Raw genomic sequence first — 20,387 nt, forward strand, 5'->3', positions numbered from 1 at the left:
CACGGGCGTCGAGCTCCTACTTCGGGTTGGCGGCAAGGGCTTCGGTCGCAGCCGCGGCTGCGGGCGAGCCGGGCGCGGCGGCGGCAGCGGCGGACCAGGCCTGGCGGGCGAGCGGCATCTTGCCCTGGGCGGCGGCGACGTTGCCGGCCTCGAGCTGGACGTCGGGATCGTCGGGTGCGCGCTTGGTCGCCTCCATCAGGCTCGTCTCGGCAGCGGCCAGGTCACCCTGGCGGCGGGCCAGCGTCGCGCGCAACAGCCAGCCGAAGGGCGAGTCGGGCTCGAGCCGGGTCGCCTCGGCCAGGTCGGACTTGGCTTCGTCATAGCGCTTCAGCTCGACCAGCGCGCGGGCCCGGTCGATCAGCAGCTCGGCGCGGCCCTGCGAGTCGTTGCCGACCGCGGTGATGCCGGTGGTGAAATAGCCTGCCGCGGCGTCGTACTTGTTGGCCATGAAGGCGCTGTTGCCGGCCTGGCCCCACAGCTCGGCGACGTGCGGGTCATGCTGCGCCTCGGCGGCACGCGCGGCGCCGTCGAGGGCCTGGGTGGCGGCGGCATAGTCCTTGGCGGCGATATAGGCGAGCGCCAGGCAATGCCGCGCCGGCACGCCGCCACCTGCGCCGATCCACTTGGTCGCCTCGGGAATGGCGACCGCCGGCTCGCGCCCCGCCGTCTCGATGCACGAGCGGTAGCGCTGCGCCTCGGCGGGAATGGGCGCGGCGGCAGCGGCAGCGAGCAACAGGGCGATGGCGATCATGGAAACTCCTCGAACAAACTGTCCAGCGTCGCGGTCAGCAGCGCCAGATCCGAAACGCGCGACAGGCGGTGATCGCCATCCTTGACCAAGGTGACCTGCACCCGGTCTGAACGCAGCAGCGCACTGATCCGCAGCGACAGGTTCCACGGCACCGCGTCGTCGCGCTGGCCGTGGAGCAGCCGGACCGGACAGTCGAGCGCAATCGCCTCGCCGAGGACGTGCTGGGCCGGCGCATCGTCGATGAAGGCGCGCGTGTACCGGTAGGGCCCGTCGCCATAGTCGCTGGGGCGCTCGGTATAGCCATGCTGCGCCAGTGCGGCGCGATCGGCATCGTCGAGGTTCAGGCCCCAGTCGGTGAAGTCCGGGGCCGCGGCGATGCCGACCAGCGCGACGACCTGTTCCGGGCGGGCGAGTGCGGTACGCAACGCCACCCAGCCACCCATCGAGGAGCCGACCAGAACGACCGGGCCGCCCCCCACCGCATCGATGACCGCCAGCGCATCGGCGGTCCAGCGACCGATGCTGCCGTCGTCGAAGCTGCCGCCGCTGGAGCCGCAGCCCGAATAGTCGAGTCGCAGCAACGCCCGGCCGCGCGCTTCCGCCCAGCCGTCGAGCGCCACTGCCTTGCTGCCGTCCATGTCGGACATGTAGCCGGGCAGGAACACCGTCAGCGGCCCACGCCCGGACCGGTGCCGGTACGCCAGCCGCGCACCGGCAACGTCGATAAAGCTGGGTTCGGCCACGATCACGCCCTGGCGATAGCCGCTGCCGCGCCCGCCGCCAAGCATCCGGTCGCGGTCACGGCTTGCGCCGCGCCGCCCAGATCAATGCCGACAGGCTGGTAATGATCGCTGCAATTCCGAGCAGCATCGGACCGTCGAGGATAAGCATGACACCGACTCCATAAGTGCCGACCAAGACGCCTATGTTCTACTTATGTTCTCATGTAGGAAAGTGTGTTTTCAATAGCTTGGGTGTCGCACCCGCAACGATGGAATCAGCCGCCGCGCCAACGGTCGGCGTTTTCGGCCTTGTCGATCGGGTCGCCGGTTCGCGGCTCGAACAGATAGTCGTGCGCGGTTGCTGCCCGTCGCCACATAGCGACTATCGTCTGGATAGTGTTTGCTCGTCCGGGAGCGACCGCGGCGTCGGAAACGGATCGACCGGCACCGGTCACAGCGACCTTTGGCCGCTCCGCTACGATTGCCGACATGACCAGCGACGGACCAACCAAGCCCGGTGAGGTAGTGGCTCTGGCAGAAACATTGCGGTTCGGCACGCACGAGCGATGACACACATTATCTTACGATAGATTAATAGTCCCCGGTCCCGGGTCCTCGGCCACCGTCTCCCGGCCGAAGCCAGGAGAATGGTGGTATCAACAATGCGAGAAATGGAGCGGGCGAAGGGATTCGAACCCTCGACCCCGACCTTGGCAAGGTCGTGCTCTACCCCTGAGCTACGCCCGCTCGGGCAAACCGGGCGGACCCGGCTGGGAGGCGGTCTGTTAGCGGCGCCCCGCGTGGGACGCAAGCGTTTTTCGCAGGGGTTGGCAGCGGCGGACCTGCCGCCCCATATGAGGCCGAGCACTATTCCCAAGGAGTTCGTCTTGGCCAGCCTAGCGACCGCAGCCACCGAAAAAGCCAGCATCGAGGCGTTCCGCCGCGACGTCATCGAGGCATCGATGACGCAATTGGTGCTCGTCGACTTCTGGGCGGAGTGGTGCGGGCCCTGCAAGACGCTGACGCCGCTGCTGGAACGCACTGTCGCCGCCTATCCGGGCCGCGTCGCGCTGGTGAAGATCGATGTCGACAAGAACCAGTCGCTGGCCAGCCAGTTTCGCATCCAGTCGATCCCGACGGTCTATGCCTTCCTGAAGGGTGCTCCGGTCGACGGTTTCCAGGGCGCGCTGGGCGAGCGCGAGTTGAAGACCTTCATCGACCGGCTGCTGGCCGGGGTGCCGGTCGAGCAACCGCCCGAGGAACTCGATGCCGCAGCAGAGATCGAGGCGATGAGCACCGCCGCGGCCGAGGCACTGGCCGAGGGCGCGCATGTCGAGGCAGCGCAGATGTACGCCGCGCTGGCCCATGAACTGCCCGAGCGCGAGGATTTCGCCGCGGGGCACGCCCGCGCGCTGCTGGCCGGCGGCGACCTTGCCGGGGCCGAGGCGGCGCTGGCTGCCGTGCCTGCCGACAGCAAGGAGCCGCTGGTGGCACAGGCGCGTGCGGCGCTGGCGTTGGCGAAGGATGCCGGGCCGGTCGGCGACATCGCTGGCCTGCGCGCTGCCGTCGCTGCCGACCCCGACGCGCACCAGCAGCGCTTCGAACTGGCCAACAGCCTGATCGGCGCGGGAGATCGCGACGCGGCGGCGGAGGCGTTGCTCGACATCGTCCGCCGCGATGCGTCGTGGAACGAGGGCGCGGCCAAGGCGCGGCTGCTCAAGTTGTTCGAGGCGGTCGGCCTTGGCGATCCGTGGACGGTAGCGACCCGGCGCAAGCTTTCGACTATATTGTTCGCATGAGTCCCCTCGAGATCCCTGACGACGAACTGCCCGAGCTGCCGCCGACGCTGGCGGTGTTTCCGTTGTCGGGGGCGGTGCTGCTGCCGCGCGGCGTGCTGCCGCTCAACATCTTCGAGCCGCGCTACCTGGCGATGGTCCGCGACGCGATGGCGGGCAGCAAGGCGATCGGCATCATCCAGCCGCGCGACCCGGAGGCCGATCCGTCGCCGCTGTACGATGTCGGCTGTGCTGGGCACATCAGCGACTTCCGCGAGACCGGCGACGGCCGCATCATCATCGCGCTGACCGGCGTGTCGCGCTTCGGCATCGTCCGCGAACTCGACGTGACGACGCGTTACCGGCAGGTCGTGCCCGACTATGCGCGGTTCGAGCATGACCGCGGCGAGCCCCGCGCCGTCGCTGCCGCGACTCGCGCCCAGCTCGAGACGACGCTCAAGGATTATCTCGACGACCAGGGCCTGAGTGCGGACTGGGAGGCGGTTGCCGGGGCGGACGACGAGTCGCTGATCACCACCCTGTCGGCGGTCTGCCCATTCGACCCGGTCGAGAAACAGGCGCTGCTGGAGGCCGTCGACCTGCCGGCGCGCGCCGCGACGCTGACCGCGCTGATGACCTTTGCGCAGGGGTCGTCGGGCGACATGCTGCAATGAGCCTCGACATCCGGCTGCTGGAAATACTGGTGTGCCCGATGACACGGACTTCGCTGCGGTATGACGAGGCGGCGCAGGAGTTGATTTCGGATGCGGCGAAGCTGGCGTATCCGATCCGCGACGGGGTGCCGATCATGCTGGCGGAAGAAGCGCGGGAGATCGGTTGATCTCCGTCATCCCGGCGCATGCCGGGACCCATTCGACAAGCTGGTGGTAATATCGCTCAACATCCCAACGGCTTGCCGAATGGGTCCCGGCATGCGCCGGGATGACGATAAAGTGTGCGAGCCTGCTCGATTTTCCCCTGAGGGAGAAGATTTTGGGAATTCTAGATCAGCTCTCCCATGAGCAGCTTCGGTCGGTCCCCAGTCTCGCCCCGCGCCTCGGCCATGAAGCGCGCCTTCAGCGGCGCGATCCGCTGCACCCCCGCCAGCCCGAGCCGCCGCACCGTCGCGGGCACTCTGCCGGGCAGCGCGAACAGCCGGTTGAGCGTGTCCGTCGCCGCCGCGACCATCGAATTGTCCAGCCGCCGCCAGCGCGAATAGCGCTCCAGCAGCGCCGGCGCGCCCAGGTCCTGCCCGGTGCGCGCGCCCTCGACCAGCACCTCGGCCAGCGCCGCGACGTCGCGCAGCCCCATGTTGAGGCCTTGGCCGGCAATCGGGTGGACGCCGTGCGCCGCGTCGCCGATCAGCACCAGCCGCTCCGCCAGGTAGGTCTCGGCATGGTGGAACGACAGCGGCCAGGACACGGCGGGCGCGATGACCTCGACGGCGCCGAGATAGCCGCCGGTGCGCTGCTCGATTTCCGCCGCCAGACCGCGCGGGCCGAGCTTCATCAGGCCGGGCGCATCCTTGTTGTCGACGGTCCAGACGATGGCGCTGCGGGTTCCCGGCAGCATCGGCAGCACCGCGAACGGGCCGGATGGATAGAACAGTTCGGCGGCGATGTTGCCGTGGTCGTTGGCGTGACCGATCATCGTGACGATCGCGGTGTTGGGATAGGACCAGCGCGCGACGCGGATGCCCGCCGCGTCGCGCAGCTTCGACCTGCGGCCATCGGCGGCAACGATCAGCGGCGCAGTGATGACCGTGCCATCGCCCAGCGTCACGGTGACTCCCGATGCCTCGCGCCGGATATCGGCGGCATGGGCAGGGGCGTGCAGCGTGATGTTCGGCGCGGCGCGGGCGGCGGCAAGCATGGCGACGCGCAGCAGGCGGTTTTCGACCATGAACCCCAGCGGCCCGGCCTCGACGTCCTCGGTCGCGTCGAAGTGCAGGTGGAGCGGCGACAGGCCGTCGGTGACCCTGATGCCGCCGATCGCACAACCATGTTCGGCCAGCACCTCGCCGAGCCCGATGGCGCGGAACATGCGGGCCGAGGCGCTGGCGATGGCGGAAGCGCGCCCGTCGAAGCCCTGCGCCAAGGTCGCGTCGAGGTCGGCGCTGTCGACCACCGCGCTGCTGACGCCGTGCGCGTCGAGTGCCAGGGCGAGCGTCATCCCGACCAGCCCGCCGCCGATGATGATCACGTCTGTATCCATGTCGGCAACCCTAGCGGAGCTATGGCGCGATGCGAAGCGGGCACGATGCCGCCGCGCGGACGCCTGAAATTTAGGCAACGTGGGCGGTTCGCCATGTTTCCGGGCAGGGTTTGTGACGAAACATTGCTGTAAACATTGGAAACTAGCTTGGCACGGTCCTTGAATAGCGTGTTGCGGATGCCTTTGGCTTCCTGTGCTCGCTCCGGACCTTTGAGGTTCTCACTTTCGGCCGGTGGCGCAAGCCCCGGCCGCTTTTGTGTCGGCGCGCTACACGGCCCGTCGCAGCGATGTTGACCGGGAGTCCGGCTCGGCGCACTTTGGCCGGAGCGGGACGAAAGGGCGAACAAATGGCGACGCGGGCGATGACACGCCCACCGGTGAAGGGCGCGCGCGGCCTGCTGCCGGCGGGCTGGGCGGGTGCGATGGCGAGCGGCAGCATGCGGCTGGCCGGCGTGCTGCAACTGGTGCTGGCAGGGGCGTTCCTGATGGCGCTGATCGGCTATGACGCGGGCGACCCGTCGCTCGGCACCGCCAGCGGGCGCAATGCGGTCAATCCGATCGGGCTGGCTGGGGCGTATGCCGCCGACCTGGCGCTGTCGCTGTTCGGCTATGCCGCGCTCGGGCTGCTGCCGGCGACGATCATCGTCGGCTTCCGCATGGTCTTCGGCCAAGCCGCGCCGGCGGCCCCGCGGGTCCGCATCGTCGTGCTGGTGCTGGTCGCTACCTGCCTTGCCGCTGCGAGTCTCGGCGTGCTCATGCCGGACACGACCGGCCTGCCCGCCGGTGCCGGCGGCGGCCTGGGGCTGCTCGCGGCGAAGTTCCTCGACCATCTGCCGGCGGTGGCGGGAATCGATCTTGCGGGACCCGTCGCGGCGGCGCTGGCCGTGGTCGCGCTCGCCGTCTTCGCCTGGGGATCGGGACTTCACCGACCCGACTTCGCCATCGTCACGACGTTGCTCCGCCGGTCGCCCGCCGAGGACGAGGACGAGGTCCTGCCGGCGATCGCCAAGCCGCGCCGCCCGCGCCCCGAGGCGCTGGTCGAGGCCGCCGGGCTCGAACTCGCCGCCTCGCCGCGCGCCACCATCGTCACCGAGGCGCGCACCGCGCCGGTGCCGTCTAAGCGCCTCGCCAAGGACCGCCAGCCGTCGCTCGACCTGCGCGACCGCTACCAGTTGCCGCCGCTCGACCTGCTCAAGCCGCCGCCCAAGGGGCCGGTAACCAAGATCGACGCCGCCAGCCTGGAGCAGAACGCCCGGCTGCTCGAGTCCGTCCTCGACGACTTCGGGGTCAAGGGGCGCATCGGCGAAGTGCGTCCCGGCCCGGTGGTGACGATGTACGAGCTCGAGCCCGCCCCCGGCATCAAGGCGTCGCGCGTCATCGGCCTGGCCGACGATATCGCCCGCTCGATGAGTGCGCTGTCGGCGCGCGTCGCGGTAGTCGCCGGACGCAACGTCATCGGCATCGAGCTGCCCAACCAGCGCCGCGAGATGGTCGTGCTGTCGGAGCTGATCGGCAGCGCCGCCTTCGACAACCAGAGCGCCAGCCTGCCGCTGGTGCTGGGCAAGGACATCGCCGGCGACCCGATCATCGCCGACCTGTCGCCGATGCCCCACCTGCTCATCGCCGGCACCACAGGCTCGGGCAAGTCGGTAGGGCTCAACTGCATGATCCTGTCGCTGCTGTACCGGCTGACCCCCGACCAGTGCAAAATGATCATGATCGACCCCAAGATGCTGGAGCTGTCGGTTTATGACCGCATCCCGCACCTGCTGGCGCCCGTCGTCACCGATCCGCCCAAGGCGATTCGCGCGCTGAAATGGGCGGTCGAGCAGATGGAGGATCGCTACCGCATGATGGCGACGATCAACGTCCGCTCGCTGTCGGGCTTCAACCAGCGCGTCATGGAGGCCAAGGCCAGCGGCAAGCCGTTTATCCGCAAGGTCCACACCGGCTATGACGACGACGGCCAGGCGATCTACGAGGAGGAGAAGCTCGACTTCGAGACGCTGCCGCTGATCGTCGTGGTCGTCGACGAGCTTGCCGACCTGATGATGACGGCGGGCAAGGAGGTCGAGTTCCTGATCCAGCGGCTGGCGCAAAAGGCGCGGGCGGCGGGCATCCACCTGATCATGGCGACGCAGCGGCCGTCGGTCGACGTCATCACCGGCGTCATCAAGGCGAACCTGCCGACGCGCATCAGCTTCCAGGTGACCAGCAAGATCGACAGCCGCACCATCCTCGGCGAGCAAGGCGCCGAGCAACTGCTGGGCAAGGGCGACATGCTGTACATGCCCGGCGGCAAGCAGGTCGTGCGCGTCCACGGGCCGTTCGTCACCGACGAGGAGGTCGAGCTGGTCGCCGAGCATTGGCGCGGCCAGGGGCGCCCCGATTACGTCGACGCCGTGACGCAGGATCCGCCCGATGGCGGCGGCCAGTTCGGCATGGACATGGGCGGCCCGGCTGCACCCGGCGACGAGGAGGCGGAGCTGTACGCCCGCGCTGTCCAGGTCGTGGCGGAGAGCCAGAAGGCCTCGATCAGCTACATCCAGCGGCAATTGCGCGTCGGCTACAACAACGCCGCACGGCTGGTCGAGCGCATGGAAAAGGACGGCTACGTCGGAGTTCCCGACCATGTCGGCCGGCGCGAGGTGCTGGTCGACGCCAGCGGGATCCGCAACTAGGCGGCGGGCAGGTCGGCCAGCGCCGCGAGCAGTGCGTCGACCTCGGCGGCGGTGCTGTAGTGGCACAGCCCGATGCGGACGAGGCCGCCGCTGTCGCCAAGTCCGAGCCGCGCGATGACCTCGACCGCGTAGAAATGCCCCGACCAGGCGAAGATGTTGCGCGACGCGAGATGCGCAGCGATAGCGTCGGGGTGGTGGCCGGCGATGGTGAAGGCGAAGGTCGGGACGCGCCCCTCCATCGTCGGTGGCCCGTACAGCGTCAGACCCTCGATCCGCGCCAGCCCGTCGAGCAAACGGGTGCCGAGTTCCTGCTCATAGGCGAGGCAGCCGCACATCGCGGTGCGCAACCGCGCCGGGCGGTCGTCGGCCGGATTCGCCCCGAGCTGCCCACCGAGCCAGTCGAGATAGTCTATGGTGCCGAGGACGCCCGCCTGCGCCTCGAACGACGGTGTCCCGGTCTCGAAACGCGCTGCGCCCGTGATCTTCGCCGGGCGGACCTTGTAGGCGGCGATCCGCTCCATCACTGCTGCGCGGCCCCACAGCACGCCCTGATGCGGCCCGAAGAACTTGTACGGTGAGCAGACCAGCAGGTCGCAGCCGAGTGTCGCCACATCGACGGTGATATGCGGCACCGACTGGACCGCATCGACGAAGATCAGCGCCTCGGAATGCGCGCGGACGATTGCGGCGATGTCGGGGATCGGGTTGAGCGTGCCGAGTGCGTTGCTGGCCCCCGACCGCGACCAGCCGGGTGCGCGGCCCGAGCAACCCGGGCAGGGCATCCAGATCGAGCCGCCCGGTGGCGGGATCGAAGTCGAGCCAGCGCACCGTCATGCCGCGGTCGCGCGCCACCAGCAGCCAGGGGGCGACATTGGCGTCGTGGTCGAGGCGCGTCAGCACCAGCTCGTCGCCCGCTTCCCAGTCGGCGGACAGCGCCCGCGACACTGCCAGGGTGAGCGACGTCATATTGGGTCCGAAGGCGATCTCGCTCGCCGGCGCGCCGAGCAAGTCGCCCATCGCCGCATGAGCCGCGGCGCTCAGCCGGTCGGTGTCGACGGAGCTGGCAAAGGCGCCACCCGCGTTCGCCGTTCCGGTCTGCAGATGCCGGACGATCCTGGCGATCGCGGCATCGCAGGCCTGGGTGCCACCGGGTGAATCGAAATAGACGCGCGGCAGTCCGTCGTCGGTCGCTGCCAGCGCCGGGAAACGAGCGCGAACGGCGGCGATCGGAAAGTCCATCGGCGACTCCTCAGCGGCGCAGGAACAGGCCGATGGTCAGCGCCACTCCAATGACCACGACACCGATTTTCAGAGCCGTGACCGGCACATGCTTCAGCGCCTGCGCCCCGGCATAGCCGCCGATCATCGAGCCCGCGCCGATCGCTATGGCCTTCTCCCAGTCGATCGCGACAGTGAAGGCGAAGACCAGCGTCGCCGAGATATTAGCGAGGGCGACCAGCACGTTCTTGGTGCCCGCGGCATTGCGCACCGGCATCCGGGCGATGGTCAGCGCCGCCAGCGTCATGATCCCCGCGCCGCCGCCGAAAAATCCGCTGTAGACCGCGATGATCGACTGGATCGTCGCCGATACCCAGGCCGGGGGCGGCACCGGCTCGGCCTTGGGCTTCGGGCCGAAGCTGCTCCACGCGAACAGCCCGGTGGCGGCTAGAACCAGCCATGGCACCATCGCCGCGAACACCGACGACGGCGTCTGGAGCAGCAGGAAGGCACCGGCGACACCGCCGACCAGGCTAATGATCGCCAGCGTGCGGAAAGACAGCCGCTCCGCCCCTGCGACCAGGGAGCGCCCGGCCCAGCCGGTCGTCACCTGTCCGGGAAACAGCGCGACGGTCGAGGCGATGTTGGCGGCGCGCGGGTCGAGCCCGGCCAGGATCAGCGCCGGCAGGGTGACGAACGAACCGCCTCCCGCGAGCGCGTTCTGGGTGCCGGCCCACAGGCCGGTGACGAACAGCAGCAGCAGCATCAACATCGCTGCGGGGTGCGGCAGGGGAGGGCCGGCGTCAAGCGCCTGCGAACCGCCGCGCTCACATAGCCGATATGCCGCCATCGACATAAAGGCCGTGGCCGGTGACGAACTTCGCCTCGTCGGAGCACAAATACACCGCGGCCCAGGCGACGTCGTCGGGCTCGCCGACCCTGCCGATCGGGATCTGGCGGCCGAGCTTCGCCAGGCCCTCCTCCTTGCCCATCGCGCCAGTGAGGTTGTCGAGGATCGGTGTATCGATGAAGACCGGGTGGATCGAGTTGCAGGTGATGCCGTAGCGCTTCTTGGCACAGTGTAGCGCGACCGACTTGGTCAGGTGGCGGACACCGGCCTTGGCGGAATTATAGGCAGCCATGTTGCCGCTGGCGATGACCCCGGCGATCGAGGAAATGTTGAGAATCGAGCCACGCGTGCCGTCCGCCGCAATGGTCGCCGCCATCATCGGGATCGCCAGCTTGCAGCCGTAGAAGACGCTGTCGAGGTCGACGGCATGGACCAGCCGCCAGTCCTCGTAGCTGGTCTCCTCCACCGAGCCGCCGGTGCCGATGCCGGCATTGTTGACCAGGATATGCAAGCCGCCGAACTTTGAATGCGCAAAGTCGAGCGCCGCCTGCCATTGGTCGGGCCGCGTCACATCATGTTGAACCGCCACGGCATTTTCGCCCAACAAACGGGCATTGGCGTCGGCGCCGGCACCGTTGAGGTCGGTCAGCACGACGCGCGCGCCCTCGGCGATGAACTTTGCCGCCATTGCCGCGCCCAGTCCCGAAGCCGCGCCGGTGACCAGCGCGATCTTGCCCTTCAGACGATCCATGGTGCGATACACTCCCAAAAGCCGCCCGTTCGGCGGGCGCGCCAGCCCGTCACCATGCCGCCGAGTGATGTAGCTTAGCAACAGTCCGAATACTTCGTTACGCCCTGCGCAGATGTGCTTGCTCTATTAATGGGCAGTGCCTAGGCTTTGCTTAATTTCACGGCAAAGACCGTGCGCCTTGGGGAGACATCGATGAAGCGCTTGCTGCGGGCTTCTGCCTGCCTGTTGGCCTTCCCGGCTGGGGTCCTCGCACAAAACACGGCGGCCCCAGCCGCGTCCCCCACCGGGGCTCCCACGACGAACCCGACCGCGACGACGGCAGCCGCTGTAAGCCCCGTCTACCATGATCAGAATGACATTATCGTGACAGCGACGCGCCGCAACCAGGCGCTGTCCGACGTGCCGATCGCCGTCTCCGCCGTCACCGCCGAGGCGCTGCAGAATTCCGGCGCCAACGACATCCGCTCCCTGAACCAGCTCGCGCCGTCGCTGCTGGTCTCGTCGACGGGAACCGAGGCAAACGGCAGCGCGCGCATTCGCGGCATCGGCACCGTCGGCGATAACCCGGGCCTCGAAAGCTCGGTCGCGGTGTTCATCGACGGTGTCTATCGCTCGCGCACCGGCGCCGGGCTGAACGAACTCGGCGAGATCGAGCGCATCGAAGTGTTGCGCGGGCCGCAGGGCACGTTGTTCGGGCGAAATGCCTCGGCGGGCCTGATCAACATCGTCAGCAAGCGCCCGTCGTTCGAATTCGGCGCCAATGCCGAGGCGGGCTATGGCAATTTCAACTATTACCGGCTCGCCGGGGGTGTCACCGGGCCGGTGCTGGGTGACAAGGTCGCCGCGCGCATCGACGGCGTCTATGTCAAGCGCGACGGCTTCTACAAGGATCTGGTCAGCGGCGGCCGGGTGAACGACCGCGACCGTTATTTCATCCGCGGACAATTGCTGATCAAGCCGACCGACGACATCGATATCCGGCTGATCGGCGATTACACCAAGCGCAAGGAAGCCTGCTGCGCCGCGACCTACCTGCCGGTCACTGAGACGGTCGACCCGACTGCCAACACCACGACGCCGGGCTTCAACACCGATGGCGCGTACACCGCGGGACCAAACCGCATTCTCGACGTGCTGCGCAGCTTCGGCGGCATCATCAACGACGACACCTATTCGCGGAAGATTTCGGTGTCGCCGGGTCGGACCTTCAAGGGCACGACGCGCGACTATGGCGTCTCGGGCGAGCTCAACTGGGATCTGGGTGGCGCCAAGCTGACCTCGATCACCGCCTATCGCGACTATAAATCCGGTGGTGGCGGCGACGTCGACTATAACAATGTCGACATCCTGTTCCGCGCCAACGACGGCAACGCCTATCGCCAGTTCAAGACCTTCTCGCAGGAACTCCGCCTGCAGGGCCAGTTGTTCGACGACCATCTCGATTTCCTCGTCGGCGGCTATTATTCGAATGAAAAACTCAAGGTCTCCGACAACCTACAGTTCGGCAGCCAGTACGGCGAGTTCGCGGCCTGCCGCCTGATCACGCTGCTCAGCGCCAGTCCCGCTCTCCGCAACAACACCGCGCCGGGTTGCCAGTGTCGCCCACCGGGGCCGCGACACTGGCCGGGGCATTCGGCGGCGCCGCGCCGATCCTGATCGCCGGGCTGAACCGGCTGAGCACGGTCAACAACGTCGGCGATGTCGCCTCGATCTATCGGCAGAAGAGCACTAACTACGCCTTCTTCACGCATAACGTGCTCAACATCACCGACAATCTGTCGATTACCGGCGGCCTCCGCTACACGCACGAGAAGAAGGAGTTCAGCGCCGCCTTCGACAACAACAACACCGCGTGCGGCGCGCAGCAGGCGTTCTTCTCGCCGTTCCTGCCCGGCGGCGCGGCGGCCTTTCCGGCGGCTTTGCAGGGCTTTACCCAGGCGCTGGTCAATTTGACCTGCCAGGGCAATGCGACCTCGGCGCTCAATGCGCTGTCGCTGGCCGATGAGCGGACCGAAAGCCAGTTCTCCGGCACCGCCGTCGTTTCTTACAAGGTGACGCCGCGCCTGCTGACCTATGCCAGCTATTCGAAGGGCTACAAGGCGGGCGGCTTCAACCTCGACCGGTCGGCGCTCGGCCTGCCGATCTATGCGCCGACCGATCCGCGCAATACAACCAACGCCGGCCTGCGCTTCGGCACCGCGAACCTTGCTTTCGATCCGGAGAAGGTCGACGCCTATGAAGTCGGCTTCAAGTTCAACAGCCACCAGTTCACGCTGAACGTCGCGGGCTTCCGTCAGGAGTTCAAGAACTTCCAGCTCAATACTTTCAACGGCTCGGTCTTCCTCGTGCAGACGGTCAATGGTTGCAAGGACGACTTGGGCATCGGTGATAACGACAGCGATCCCACGACCGGGCGCTGCGCCACCAAGCGCGTCAAGCCCGGCGTCGTCTCGCAGGGCGTCGAGGTCGAGGCGGCGATCTACCCGGTGCGCAACATCGCGGTCACCGCCGGCTTCACCTATGCCGACGTCAAATACGCGAAGAACCTCGTCGGCGATCGCACCGGCGCGCCGCTCGATCCCGCGCTATTCCTGCTGCCGGGCTCGCAGCTGTCGAACGCGCCGAAGTACGTCGTCACCAGCTCGTTCGCCTTCACGCCCGACATCGGCAGCAATGGGCTGAGCGCGCTGTTCTACGTCGATAGCCGGTTGAGCAGCGACTATAACACCGGCTCCGACCTGTTCCCGGAGAAGATTCAGGACGGCTTCATCACCGTCAACGCCCGTATCGGCATCCGCGGCAAGGACGAGCGCTGGAGCGTCGAGCTGTGGTCGCAGAATTTGTTTAACAAGAATTACGAGCAGGTCGCGTTCAGCGCACCGTTCCAGGGCAGCAGCTCGATTGCGAATACCCGGGCGTTCGGGACGACCGCGAACCAACTGTTCGGGGCGTTCCTCGCCGAGCCGCGGACCTTCGGCGTGACGGCGCGGACGCGGTTCTAGTTCGACCAGCCCGGCGCCGGGGCTTTCGGCAGCCGTGCCTCGGGAATAGCGGCGCGCAACTTGCGGGCAAAGCTGCGCAGGCAGACTTCGCCTTCACCCAGCGGCCCGGCGGTATAGCTCGATGACGCCATGCCGGCCTGGACGCGGTTGACCAGCACATTGTCCTCGGCGTTCACATCGCGGTTGATGCGCGCGTTGAGGTAGCGGGCAGCGCGCATCTCGCGACGTGGATCGGGCAGGGCGTAGGCGCTCTCGCGCAGCGACGTCGTCGTCGGCCCGGTCGGCAGGAACTGCATGAAGTCGACGCTGTCGGGATAGATGTCGAAGGCGATGTTCGGCCACAGCTTGAAGTACAGCCACAGCGATTGTGCCGCATCGTCGAGATGCTCGGCGCGCGGGCGCAGCTTTTGATACGCGCGCTCCGACCATGATCCCCGCGCCAGGTCGCGCAACTTGCCGCCGAGCCGGTCGGCGTGCGCGCCGGCCTCGATATGATAGCCATCGCCGAACAGCCGCCGCAGACCTGGATGCGCCACCGGGACGTGCAGCCCGTCGCTGTAGTTATCGCACAAGTTCTTCCAGTTGACCGCGCGCGGACGCTCGGTGACCGACTTCAGCGGCTGCATATCAGCGAAGCGATACGGCGCGACCTCGGCCTCGTGCGGCGCCATCATCGCCGCGACCGAGGGACCGCCACTCTCCAGCCGGACGAAGACGAAGCCTTGCCAGGTCTCGTGCTCGACCGGCACCAGCCCGGCGGGCAGCGGCACGGTGTAGCTCGCCCGCGCCGGAACGCCGCTCAGCCGCCCGTCGAGTTCATAGACCCAGGCGTGGTACGGGCAGACCAGCTTCTTCGCGCAACCGCTGGAGCCGTCGACCAGCCGCGAGCCGCGGTGGCGGCAGACGTTGGTGAAGGCGGCGATATCGCCATTGTCGCCGCGCACCACGACGATGCTCTCGCCCAGATATTCCAGCGTGTGCCAGCTGCCGACGACGGGCAAGTCGCTGACATGGCAGACGATCTGCCAGGACGGACGGATGATCCGCGTCATTTCGTGCCGATAGAACTCGGGGTCATGGTACAGCCAGCCGGGCAGGCTGTAGCCCTCGTCGGGGTCGTGATCGACGACCAGGCTGGGGCGGCTGCTCATTTGGCGATGTCGGTCAGCAGGACGTGCCAATGATCGAGCGCCGGACCGATTGCGCTGACGGGTACTCGCTCGTTGAGGCCGTGCATGAAGTCGTCGGAGCTCTTGATGAACAGGCCGGCGACGCCGTAGCTCGGGATCCCGGCCGCCCGGTAGAAGACGCTGTCCGAGGCGCCGGCGTCCATTCCGGCGACGACCTTCAGCTTGGGATAGCGACCGTGAACGGCGTGTTCGACCGCGCCGACGACATCGGGGCGCAGCGGCGAGGCGTCGGTCGCCTGCCAGCCCCCGACCGTCTTGATGCTGGCGGCGTCGTCGCCGATCACCTTGGTCAGCGTCGCCACGACGGACTCGACGCTGGTGCCCGGGAAGATGCGGCAGTTGATGTTGGCCGCGGCGCGCTGGGGCAGGGCGTTCTGGGCGTGGCCGCCGCTGACCTGGGTGGCGACGCAGGTGGTGCGCACCTGCCCAACCCAGCTCGGATCGGCGGAGATCGTCGCGGCGGCGGCGGCATCCGCCGGGTTGGCGGCAAACGCCTTGAGCGCAGCCCCTAGCGCCCCGGTCTCGCGCGTCGCGGCATCGGCAAGCGAGGCGCGGGTCAGCTCGTTGGCCATCGGCGGAAATTGATAGGCGGCGACCTTGTCCAGCGCCTTGGCCAGCCGGTAGATGGCGTTGTCGGCGCGGGGCGCGCTGCTATGGCCGCCCGGGTTGGTGAACACGACTTCGATGTCGGCATAAGTCTTTTCGGCGCCGCTGAGCTTGTAGCCGACGGGCTGGTTGTCGGGGCCGAGGCTGCCGCCGCCGCTGTCGCCGTTGAGCACGAACTCGACATTCGCGGCCTTGGCCTCCTTTGCCTGGATCGCGGCGGTCTTGCCGTCGGTCTCCTCGTCGCCGGACAGGTACAGGATGATGTCGCGGCGCGGCTTGAAGCCTTCGGATTTGAGGCGGATCAGCGTCTCGACGATCATCGACACGTCGAACTTGTTGTCGGCGACGCCGCGCCCGAACAGATAGCCGCCGTCCTCGACCATCGTGAAGGGGTCGCGGGTCCAGTCCTTGGGGTTGGCCTCGACGACGTCGAGATGGCCGATGACGGCGATCGGGCGCGCTTTGCCGGTGCCACGATAGACGGCCGACAGGACTGCCGTCTCGCCGACCGGGGTGACGACGACGTCGGCGGGCGCGTAGCCGGCGGCGACCAGGCGGGCGCGCAGCTTGGCGGCGAGTGCCGGCACCTGGCCGCGCCCGATGACCGTCGGCGTCGCGACGGCTTCGCCGAGGATGGCGCGGGCGGCGGCGATTTCGGCAGGGGTGGCGGCCTGCACGGTTGCAGCACCGGTCAACAGCAGCGCGGTCAGCAACGGTCGAAACATCGATGGCGGTCCTTGACGGGCAGGGCGTCAGCCTAAAGGCTTGTGACCGCTGCTGTCCACGGTGCCAGTGTCGAAGCCGACGTCATGATGGTCGACAATGCGCCGATGACGGCGCCGACGGTCATCGGTTTTACGCACAGTGGTACATGGCTGTAGCGCTCCGGAACATCGGAGCCATCGTAGCCGGTGCTGAACACGAACGGCACGCCGCGCGCGATCATCACATCGGCAACCGGAAAGATCTTGTGGCCATCGAGGTCGATATCGAGGATTGCAGCGTCGACCTCTAGGCTGCTCTCCAGCAGTTCGAGCGCTACTACGATCGAGTTACAGGGGCCGACGACGATCGCGCCGAGATTAGACAAAGCCTGTCCAAGGTCGTCGGCCAGCAGATACTCGTCCTCGACGATCAGCACCGATCGCCCGAAAAACGCCCTCTCCACTACGAAGTCTGCGGCAAGTTGGCGCATAGTCGATATTCGGCCAGAGCCGACCGCCGCCATTGCAGCCAAGTATCGACTTCGGTCTCAAATTGACAATTTTGCCAATATTCACCGGGCGTCATAAAATTTCGGCCTGCAAAAACAACGTGTGACCGATAATAACATAACGTCGAAGTTGATCGGTACATTACCGCACGCTTAATCTTATTTGAGCCTAGTAGTGACGCTCGTCAGGACCGGATATGCGCCGGTAGTGGCTTGGATGCACATGACTCGACGCTCTCGACGATGCCGGCAGCCAGGTCATCCGCCCGACTATTATATAATGAGGCGAGTTGAAGGTGGGCCGAGCTGACCGCCGGCAATGCTGCCGCCGCCGCCCTGGCGAGTTCGGACTCCGCCCGCAATCGATAATAGTCGGACTCGGCTATATTATTCGGCATAGTCAATCTCCCGATGCTTCGGAATTATCTCGAATTGGTTAGCCTTGTCGTTGACGTAAGTTATAGCTGCACGACCCGGCTGCGTAACAAGAATCCGGATTTGCTATCATAAGTTGCAACGCCGATTTGTTTCGCCGGTTACACGGGTGGGCGTGGAGGGCCCAAGTCACTGATGCACAACCCGTTGGCCCGCAAGCTCGAGCAATACACCCGCATGTCGGCAATCGACCGGGCTGCCCTCGACGAGTTGGTCGGGGGTCGCCAGCGACGCCTGCAGGCTCGCGACGACATTATTCGCGAGGGCGACCGGCCCGAGGACATGAACCTGCTGCTGACCGGCTGGGCGTGCCGCTACAAGACACTGGAGGACGGACGGCGCCAAATAACGTCGTTCTTCCTGCCCGGCGACATTTGCGACCTCAACGTCTTTTACCTCCGCATGATGGATCATTCGATCGGCGCGCTGACCGGAATTACTTATGCCGAGGTGCCACGTGCGACGTATGAACGCGTCAGCGGCAGACATCCGCGAATACTGCAGGCACTGACATGGGATACACTTGTCGCCATGGCGGTGCAGCGTGAATGGACGGTCAATATCGGCCAGCGCAGCGCGTACGAACGGATCGGTCATCTGTTCTGCGAGCTCTTTTACCGGCTGCGCGCGGTCGGGCTGACGGATGGCGACAGCTGCGACCTGCCATTCACGCAGATCGACCTTGCAGACGCGACCGGCCTGACCCCCGTCCATGTCAACCGCACGCTGCAGGAACTGCGCGCCAACGGCTTGATCCGGCTGGATCGGCGAACCTTGACCCTGCCGGATCTTGCAGCCTTGAAGCGTGACGCATTGTTCGACCCGACGTACCTCCACCTCGACCGGGAAGGCGCGCATCTCGATGCCAACGACGCCTGACCCACACGATATAGCCGAGCCGGACAAGCAGGACATGATGGCAGGCTCCGGCGAGCGGGAGGCGCTCGACCGCGCTTCGGAACTGGCGTTCGCCTGCGCTTTTCCGGCGACGATCCTGTGGGGTGCGGCACGGACTATGGTGTTCAACCCGGCTTTCGACGCTGCGGGGATAGACCATGCCGTCGGCCCGGGCGCTCTGTCCGATCCGGGGTTCTGGCCCGCCGATCCCGGTGACCTGCTGGCGATCGAATTGCGCGTCATGGCGGGCGAGACCGTTGCCGCGGAACTGGCCCTGACCGATCAGCCGCAGCCGGGGGCGGAACGCTGGTTCAGCCTCAGCGCGAGCCCGCTTCGAACCCCGAACGGGCGGGTCGCGGGCATCCTGACCATCGGCGTCGAGATCAGCGAATTGGTGCGTGCCCGCGCCGCTGCCGGACATGCTGTCATCGCCCAGGCCGCTCTACGACACCGCCTTCGCAACGTCGTCGCGGTGATCCGCTCGATCGCCCGGCGCGGTGCCGCGCCGGGCATGTCGTCGGAGGATTATGCGGCGCGCCTCGACGGTCGCATCGGCGCGTTCACCCGGACGCTGGCCGAACTGACCCGCGAAGGCGGCGGCAGCCTCGATCTCGCCGGGCTGCTCGCCGGAGAGTTGCTCGCCCATGTCGTGCAGGAGGGCGAGCGTTTGTCGTTTTCCGGGCCGCCGATCCGCCTCGACGCGCGGATCGCCCAACGCCTGGGCCTGGCGTTCCACGAACTCGCCGCCAACGCCGTCGAGTTCGGGTCGCTGTCCCACCCGGCTGGACATGTTGCGGTGTCGTGGCAGATCGTCGACGGCGGGTTGCAATTCGACTGGATCGAGTCGGGCGGTCTGCATCCGGTGGTGCAACCTGGCCGGCGCAGCTTCGGGATGGAAACGTTGGAGCGTACCCTGGCCTATGATCTCAACGCGACCGCGGTCGCCAGCTTCGAACCGCAGGGCTTCCGGTATCGCCTGACCTTGCCGCTGCCGGCCGGGCCGGGGGCATGACCGATCGGACAATCGGTGTCGGGCTGGTCGGCTATGGTCTTGCCGGCGCATCGTTCCACGCTCCGCTGATCGGGGCCGTTGCCGGGCTGCGGCTGGCTGCCGTCGTCACTTCCAGGCAAGACGAAGTCGCGGCCGGCTGGCCCGAAGCGCGCGCAGTAGAGGAAGCCGGTGCGCTGTTCGCCGATCCGGAGATCGAGCTGGTCGTCATCGCGACGCCGAACCTGACCCACGCCCCGCTGGCCCGCGCCGCGCTGGAGGCGGGCAAGCATGTCGTGATCGACAAGCCCTTCGCGACCGACGCGGCAGAGGGCGAGACGCTGATCGCGCTGGCAGCGGAGCGGGGGCGGATGCTCAGCGTCTTTCACAATCGTCGCTGGGACGGCGATTACCTGACCGTGCACCGCTTGCTGGCGGAGAAGCGGCTGGGTGAAATCAGCCTGTTCGAGGCGCAATGGGACAAGTTCCGCCCCGCCATCAAGACCGGCTGGCGCGAGGTAAGTGCGCCTGGATCAGGGTTGCTCGCCGACCTTGGGCCACATCTGATCGACCAGGTGCTGCAGTTGTTCGGCCGGCCCGATGCATTGTCGGCCGACGTCTTGACCCAGCGCGCGGCGGCCGAGACTGACGATTATTTCGAGGTGACGCTGCACTACGGTACGATGCGCGCGATTGTCTCGGCATCGACGCTGATGATCGTGCCGCGTCCCCGTTTCCGGCTGGCCGGGTCGGCCGGGCTGTTCGAGAAATACGGTCTCGACCCCCAAGAGACGTGGATGCGCGCCGGACAGCGACCGCAGGACGCCGGGTTCGGTGAAGATGCACCCGGGACCTATGGCGTGCTGACCGACCCCAAGGGTGTGGCAACGACGGTACCGACCGAGCCGGGGGACTATCGTTGCTTTTACGAGGGCGTTGCCGCGGCGATCCTGCACGGGACGCCGCCACCGGTCGATCCTGCCGACGCCTGTACCGGGCTGCGCCTGATCGAACTCGCCCGGGTCAGCGCCGCCACGGGTCGGCAGATCACGCTGTAACCCGCCGCGCAGTTGGCGCGAAGTTCCGGCCACAAG

17 protein-coding genes, 1 tRNA gene and 1 pseudogene are annotated in these 20,387 nt (G+C 67.1%); 9 read left to right on the plus strand and 10 right to left on the minus strand.

The window, feature by feature from the left end:
- Positions 1-16 precede the first annotated feature (16 nt).
- The 3 genes from ACOFKW_RS07255 to ACOFKW_RS07265 all read right to left on the minus strand — a co-directional run bounded on the left by ACOFKW_RS07255 (position 17) and on the right by ACOFKW_RS07265 (position 2,220).
- Positions 17-751 carry a tetratricopeptide repeat protein gene (locus tag ACOFKW_RS07255; protein WP_419816649.1) on the minus strand — a complete coding sequence of 245 codons (735 nt, stop codon included), beginning with the start codon at positions 749-751 and terminating at the stop codon, positions 17-19.
- Positions 748-1,494: an alpha/beta fold hydrolase gene (locus ACOFKW_RS07260; protein ID WP_419816900.1), complete on the minus strand. Its 747-nt coding sequence runs from the start codon at positions 1,492-1,494 to the stop codon at positions 748-750. Before ACOFKW_RS07260 ends, ACOFKW_RS07255 begins: the two co-directional genes overlap by 4 nt.
- A 651-nt stretch (positions 1,495-2,145) precedes the next feature.
- Positions 2,146-2,220 (minus strand) — tRNA-Gly (locus tag ACOFKW_RS07265).
- Between the two features lie 140 nt (positions 2,221-2,360).
- Here ACOFKW_RS07265 and ACOFKW_RS07270 point away from each other — a divergent pair.
- Genes ACOFKW_RS07270 through ACOFKW_RS07280 form a run of 3 tightly spaced genes read left to right on the plus strand, consistent with a single transcriptional unit; the run spans position 2,361 to position 4,089 of the window.
- Positions 2,361-3,272 (plus strand): tetratricopeptide repeat protein, encoded by a 912-nt coding sequence (locus ACOFKW_RS07270; protein WP_419816650.1) that lies wholly within the window; start codon positions 2,361-2,363, stop codon positions 3,270-3,272.
- Positions 3,269-3,922, plus strand: a complete 654-nt coding sequence (locus tag ACOFKW_RS07275; RefSeq protein WP_419816651.1) for an LON peptidase substrate-binding domain-containing protein — start codon at positions 3,269-3,271, stop codon at positions 3,920-3,922. The genes ACOFKW_RS07270 and ACOFKW_RS07275 overlap by 4 nt, the downstream gene beginning before the upstream one ends.
- On the plus strand, positions 3,919-4,089 hold the full coding sequence (locus tag ACOFKW_RS07280; RefSeq protein ID WP_419816652.1) for a Trm112 family protein: 171 nt from the start codon (positions 3,919-3,921) through the stop codon (positions 4,087-4,089). The genes ACOFKW_RS07275 and ACOFKW_RS07280 overlap by 4 nt, the downstream gene beginning before the upstream one ends.
- 161 nt (positions 4,090-4,250) lie before the next feature.
- Here the strand turns inward: ACOFKW_RS07280 and ACOFKW_RS07285 are convergent, their stop codons facing one another.
- Positions 4,251-5,462: a UbiH/UbiF/VisC/COQ6 family ubiquinone biosynthesis hydroxylase gene (locus tag ACOFKW_RS07285; RefSeq protein WP_419816653.1), complete on the minus strand. Its 1,212-nt coding sequence runs from the start codon at positions 5,460-5,462 to the stop codon at positions 4,251-4,253.
- Positions 5,463-5,824: 362 nt separating this feature from the next.
- On the opposite strand from ACOFKW_RS07285, the gene ACOFKW_RS07290 reads away from it, so the two are divergent.
- Entirely contained in the window at positions 5,825-8,143 is a 2,319-nt protein-coding gene (locus ACOFKW_RS07290; protein ID WP_419816654.1) for a DNA translocase FtsK 4TM domain-containing protein, read from the plus strand.
- On the opposite strand, the pseudogene ACOFKW_RS07295 reads toward ACOFKW_RS07290, so the two are convergent.
- The 3 genes and pseudogenes from ACOFKW_RS07295 to ACOFKW_RS07305 all read right to left on the minus strand — a co-directional run bounded on the left by ACOFKW_RS07295 (position 8,140) and on the right by ACOFKW_RS07305 (position 10,962).
- Positions 8,140-9,382: pseudogene (locus tag ACOFKW_RS07295) on the minus strand (cysteine desulfurase-like protein). The gene ACOFKW_RS07290 and the pseudogene ACOFKW_RS07295 sit on opposite strands and share 4 nt — an antisense overlap.
- Before the next feature lie 10 nt (positions 9,383-9,392).
- Positions 9,393-10,133, minus strand: coding sequence for a sulfite exporter TauE/SafE family protein (locus ACOFKW_RS07300; protein ID WP_419816655.1), 741 nt, complete (start codon positions 10,131-10,133; stop codon positions 9,393-9,395).
- 55 nt (positions 10,134-10,188) lie between these two features.
- Positions 10,189-10,962 (minus strand): glucose 1-dehydrogenase, encoded by a 774-nt coding sequence (locus ACOFKW_RS07305; protein WP_419816656.1) that lies wholly within the window; start codon positions 10,960-10,962, stop codon positions 10,189-10,191.
- A gap of 363 nt (positions 10,963-11,325) precedes the next feature.
- On the opposite strand from ACOFKW_RS07305, the gene ACOFKW_RS07310 reads away from it, so the two are divergent.
- Positions 11,326-12,618 (plus strand): TonB-dependent receptor, encoded by a 1,293-nt coding sequence (locus ACOFKW_RS07310; protein ID WP_419816657.1) that lies wholly within the window; start codon positions 11,326-11,328, stop codon positions 12,616-12,618.
- Entirely contained in the window at positions 12,558-13,964 is a 1,407-nt protein-coding gene (locus ACOFKW_RS07315; protein ID WP_419816658.1) for a TonB-dependent receptor domain-containing protein, read from the plus strand. Before ACOFKW_RS07310 ends, ACOFKW_RS07315 begins: the two co-directional genes overlap by 61 nt.
- Here ACOFKW_RS07315 and ACOFKW_RS07320 read toward each other — a convergent pair.
- Genes ACOFKW_RS07320 through ACOFKW_RS07330 form a run of 3 tightly spaced genes read right to left on the minus strand, consistent with a single transcriptional unit; the run spans position 13,961 to position 16,955 of the window.
- Positions 13,961-15,115: an aromatic ring-hydroxylating oxygenase subunit alpha gene (locus tag ACOFKW_RS07320; protein WP_419816659.1), complete on the minus strand. Its 1,155-nt coding sequence runs from the start codon at positions 15,113-15,115 to the stop codon at positions 13,961-13,963. The two genes, ACOFKW_RS07315 and ACOFKW_RS07320, sit on opposite strands and share 4 nt — an antisense overlap.
- Entirely contained in the window at positions 15,112-16,485 is a 1,374-nt protein-coding gene (locus ACOFKW_RS07325; protein ID WP_419816660.1) for a M20/M25/M40 family metallo-hydrolase, read from the minus strand. The genes ACOFKW_RS07320 and ACOFKW_RS07325 overlap by 4 nt, the downstream gene beginning before the upstream one ends.
- Positions 16,486-16,517: 32 nt before the next feature.
- Positions 16,518-16,955 carry a response regulator gene (locus tag ACOFKW_RS07330; protein ID WP_419816661.1) on the minus strand — a complete coding sequence of 146 codons (438 nt, stop codon included), beginning with the start codon at positions 16,953-16,955 and terminating at the stop codon, positions 16,518-16,520.
- A gap of 630 nt (positions 16,956-17,585) precedes the next feature.
- Between ACOFKW_RS07330 and ACOFKW_RS07335 the strand changes: the two genes are divergently transcribed.
- The 3 genes from ACOFKW_RS07335 to ACOFKW_RS07345 are packed head-to-tail and all read left to right on the plus strand — an operon-like array spanning position 17,586 to position 20,351.
- Positions 17,586-18,287 (plus strand): Crp/Fnr family transcriptional regulator, encoded by a 702-nt coding sequence (locus ACOFKW_RS07335; protein WP_419816662.1) that lies wholly within the window; start codon positions 17,586-17,588, stop codon positions 18,285-18,287.
- The gene (locus tag ACOFKW_RS07340) at positions 18,271-19,317 is read left to right on the plus strand and encodes an HWE histidine kinase domain-containing protein (protein ID WP_419816663.1); all 1,047 of its coding nucleotides are present in this window, start codon (positions 18,271-18,273) and stop codon (positions 19,315-19,317) included. Before ACOFKW_RS07335 ends, ACOFKW_RS07340 begins: the two co-directional genes overlap by 17 nt.
- Entirely contained in the window at positions 19,314-20,351 is a 1,038-nt protein-coding gene (locus ACOFKW_RS07345) for an oxidoreductase (protein WP_419816664.1), read from the plus strand. The genes ACOFKW_RS07340 and ACOFKW_RS07345 overlap by 4 nt, the downstream gene beginning before the upstream one ends.
- Positions 20,352-20,387 lie beyond the last annotated feature (36 nt).

The organism is Glacieibacterium sp. (assembly GCF_965200405.1).
In the GTDB taxonomy this organism is placed as follows: Bacteria; Pseudomonadota; Alphaproteobacteria; order Sphingomonadales; family Sphingomonadaceae; genus Glacieibacterium.

Excerpts from the sequence above, each read along its gene's own strand:
- ACOFKW_RS07255 (WP_419816649.1), bottom strand. The coding sequence starts at position 751 with ATGATCGCCATCGCCCTGTTGCTCGCTGCCGCTGCCGCCGCGCCCATT.
- ACOFKW_RS07275 (WP_419816651.1), top strand. The coding sequence starts at position 3,269 with ATGAGTCCCCTCGAGATCCCTGACGACGAACTGCCCGAGCTGCCGCCG.
- ACOFKW_RS07280 (WP_419816652.1), top strand. The coding sequence starts at position 3,919 with ATGAGCCTCGACATCCGGCTGCTGGAAATACTGGTGTGCCCGATGACA.
- ACOFKW_RS07285 (WP_419816653.1), bottom strand. The coding sequence starts at position 5,462 with ATGGATACAGACGTGATCATCATCGGCGGCGGGCTGGTCGGGATGACG.
- ACOFKW_RS07290 (WP_419816654.1), top strand. The coding sequence starts at position 5,825 with ATGACACGCCCACCGGTGAAGGGCGCGCGCGGCCTGCTGCCGGCGGGC.
- ACOFKW_RS07300 (WP_419816655.1), bottom strand. The coding sequence starts at position 10,133 with ATGTTGATGCTGCTGCTGCTGTTCGTCACCGGCCTGTGGGCCGGCACC.
- ACOFKW_RS07305 (WP_419816656.1), bottom strand. The coding sequence starts at position 10,962 with ATGGATCGTCTGAAGGGCAAGATCGCGCTGGTCACCGGCGCGGCTTCG.
- ACOFKW_RS07320 (WP_419816659.1), bottom strand. The coding sequence starts at position 15,115 with ATGAGCAGCCGCCCCAGCCTGGTCGTCGATCACGACCCCGACGAGGGC.
- ACOFKW_RS07325 (WP_419816660.1), bottom strand. The coding sequence starts at position 16,485 with ATGTTTCGACCGTTGCTGACCGCGCTGCTGTTGACCGGTGCTGCAACC.
- ACOFKW_RS07330 (WP_419816661.1), bottom strand. The coding sequence starts at position 16,955 with ATGCGCCAACTTGCCGCAGACTTCGTAGTGGAGAGGGCGTTTTTCGGG.
- ACOFKW_RS07335 (WP_419816662.1), top strand. The coding sequence starts at position 17,586 with ATGTCGGCAATCGACCGGGCTGCCCTCGACGAGTTGGTCGGGGGTCGC.
- ACOFKW_RS07340 (WP_419816663.1), top strand. The coding sequence starts at position 18,271 with ATGCCAACGACGCCTGACCCACACGATATAGCCGAGCCGGACAAGCAG.
- ACOFKW_RS07345 (WP_419816664.1), top strand. The coding sequence starts at position 19,314 with ATGACCGATCGGACAATCGGTGTCGGGCTGGTCGGCTATGGTCTTGCC.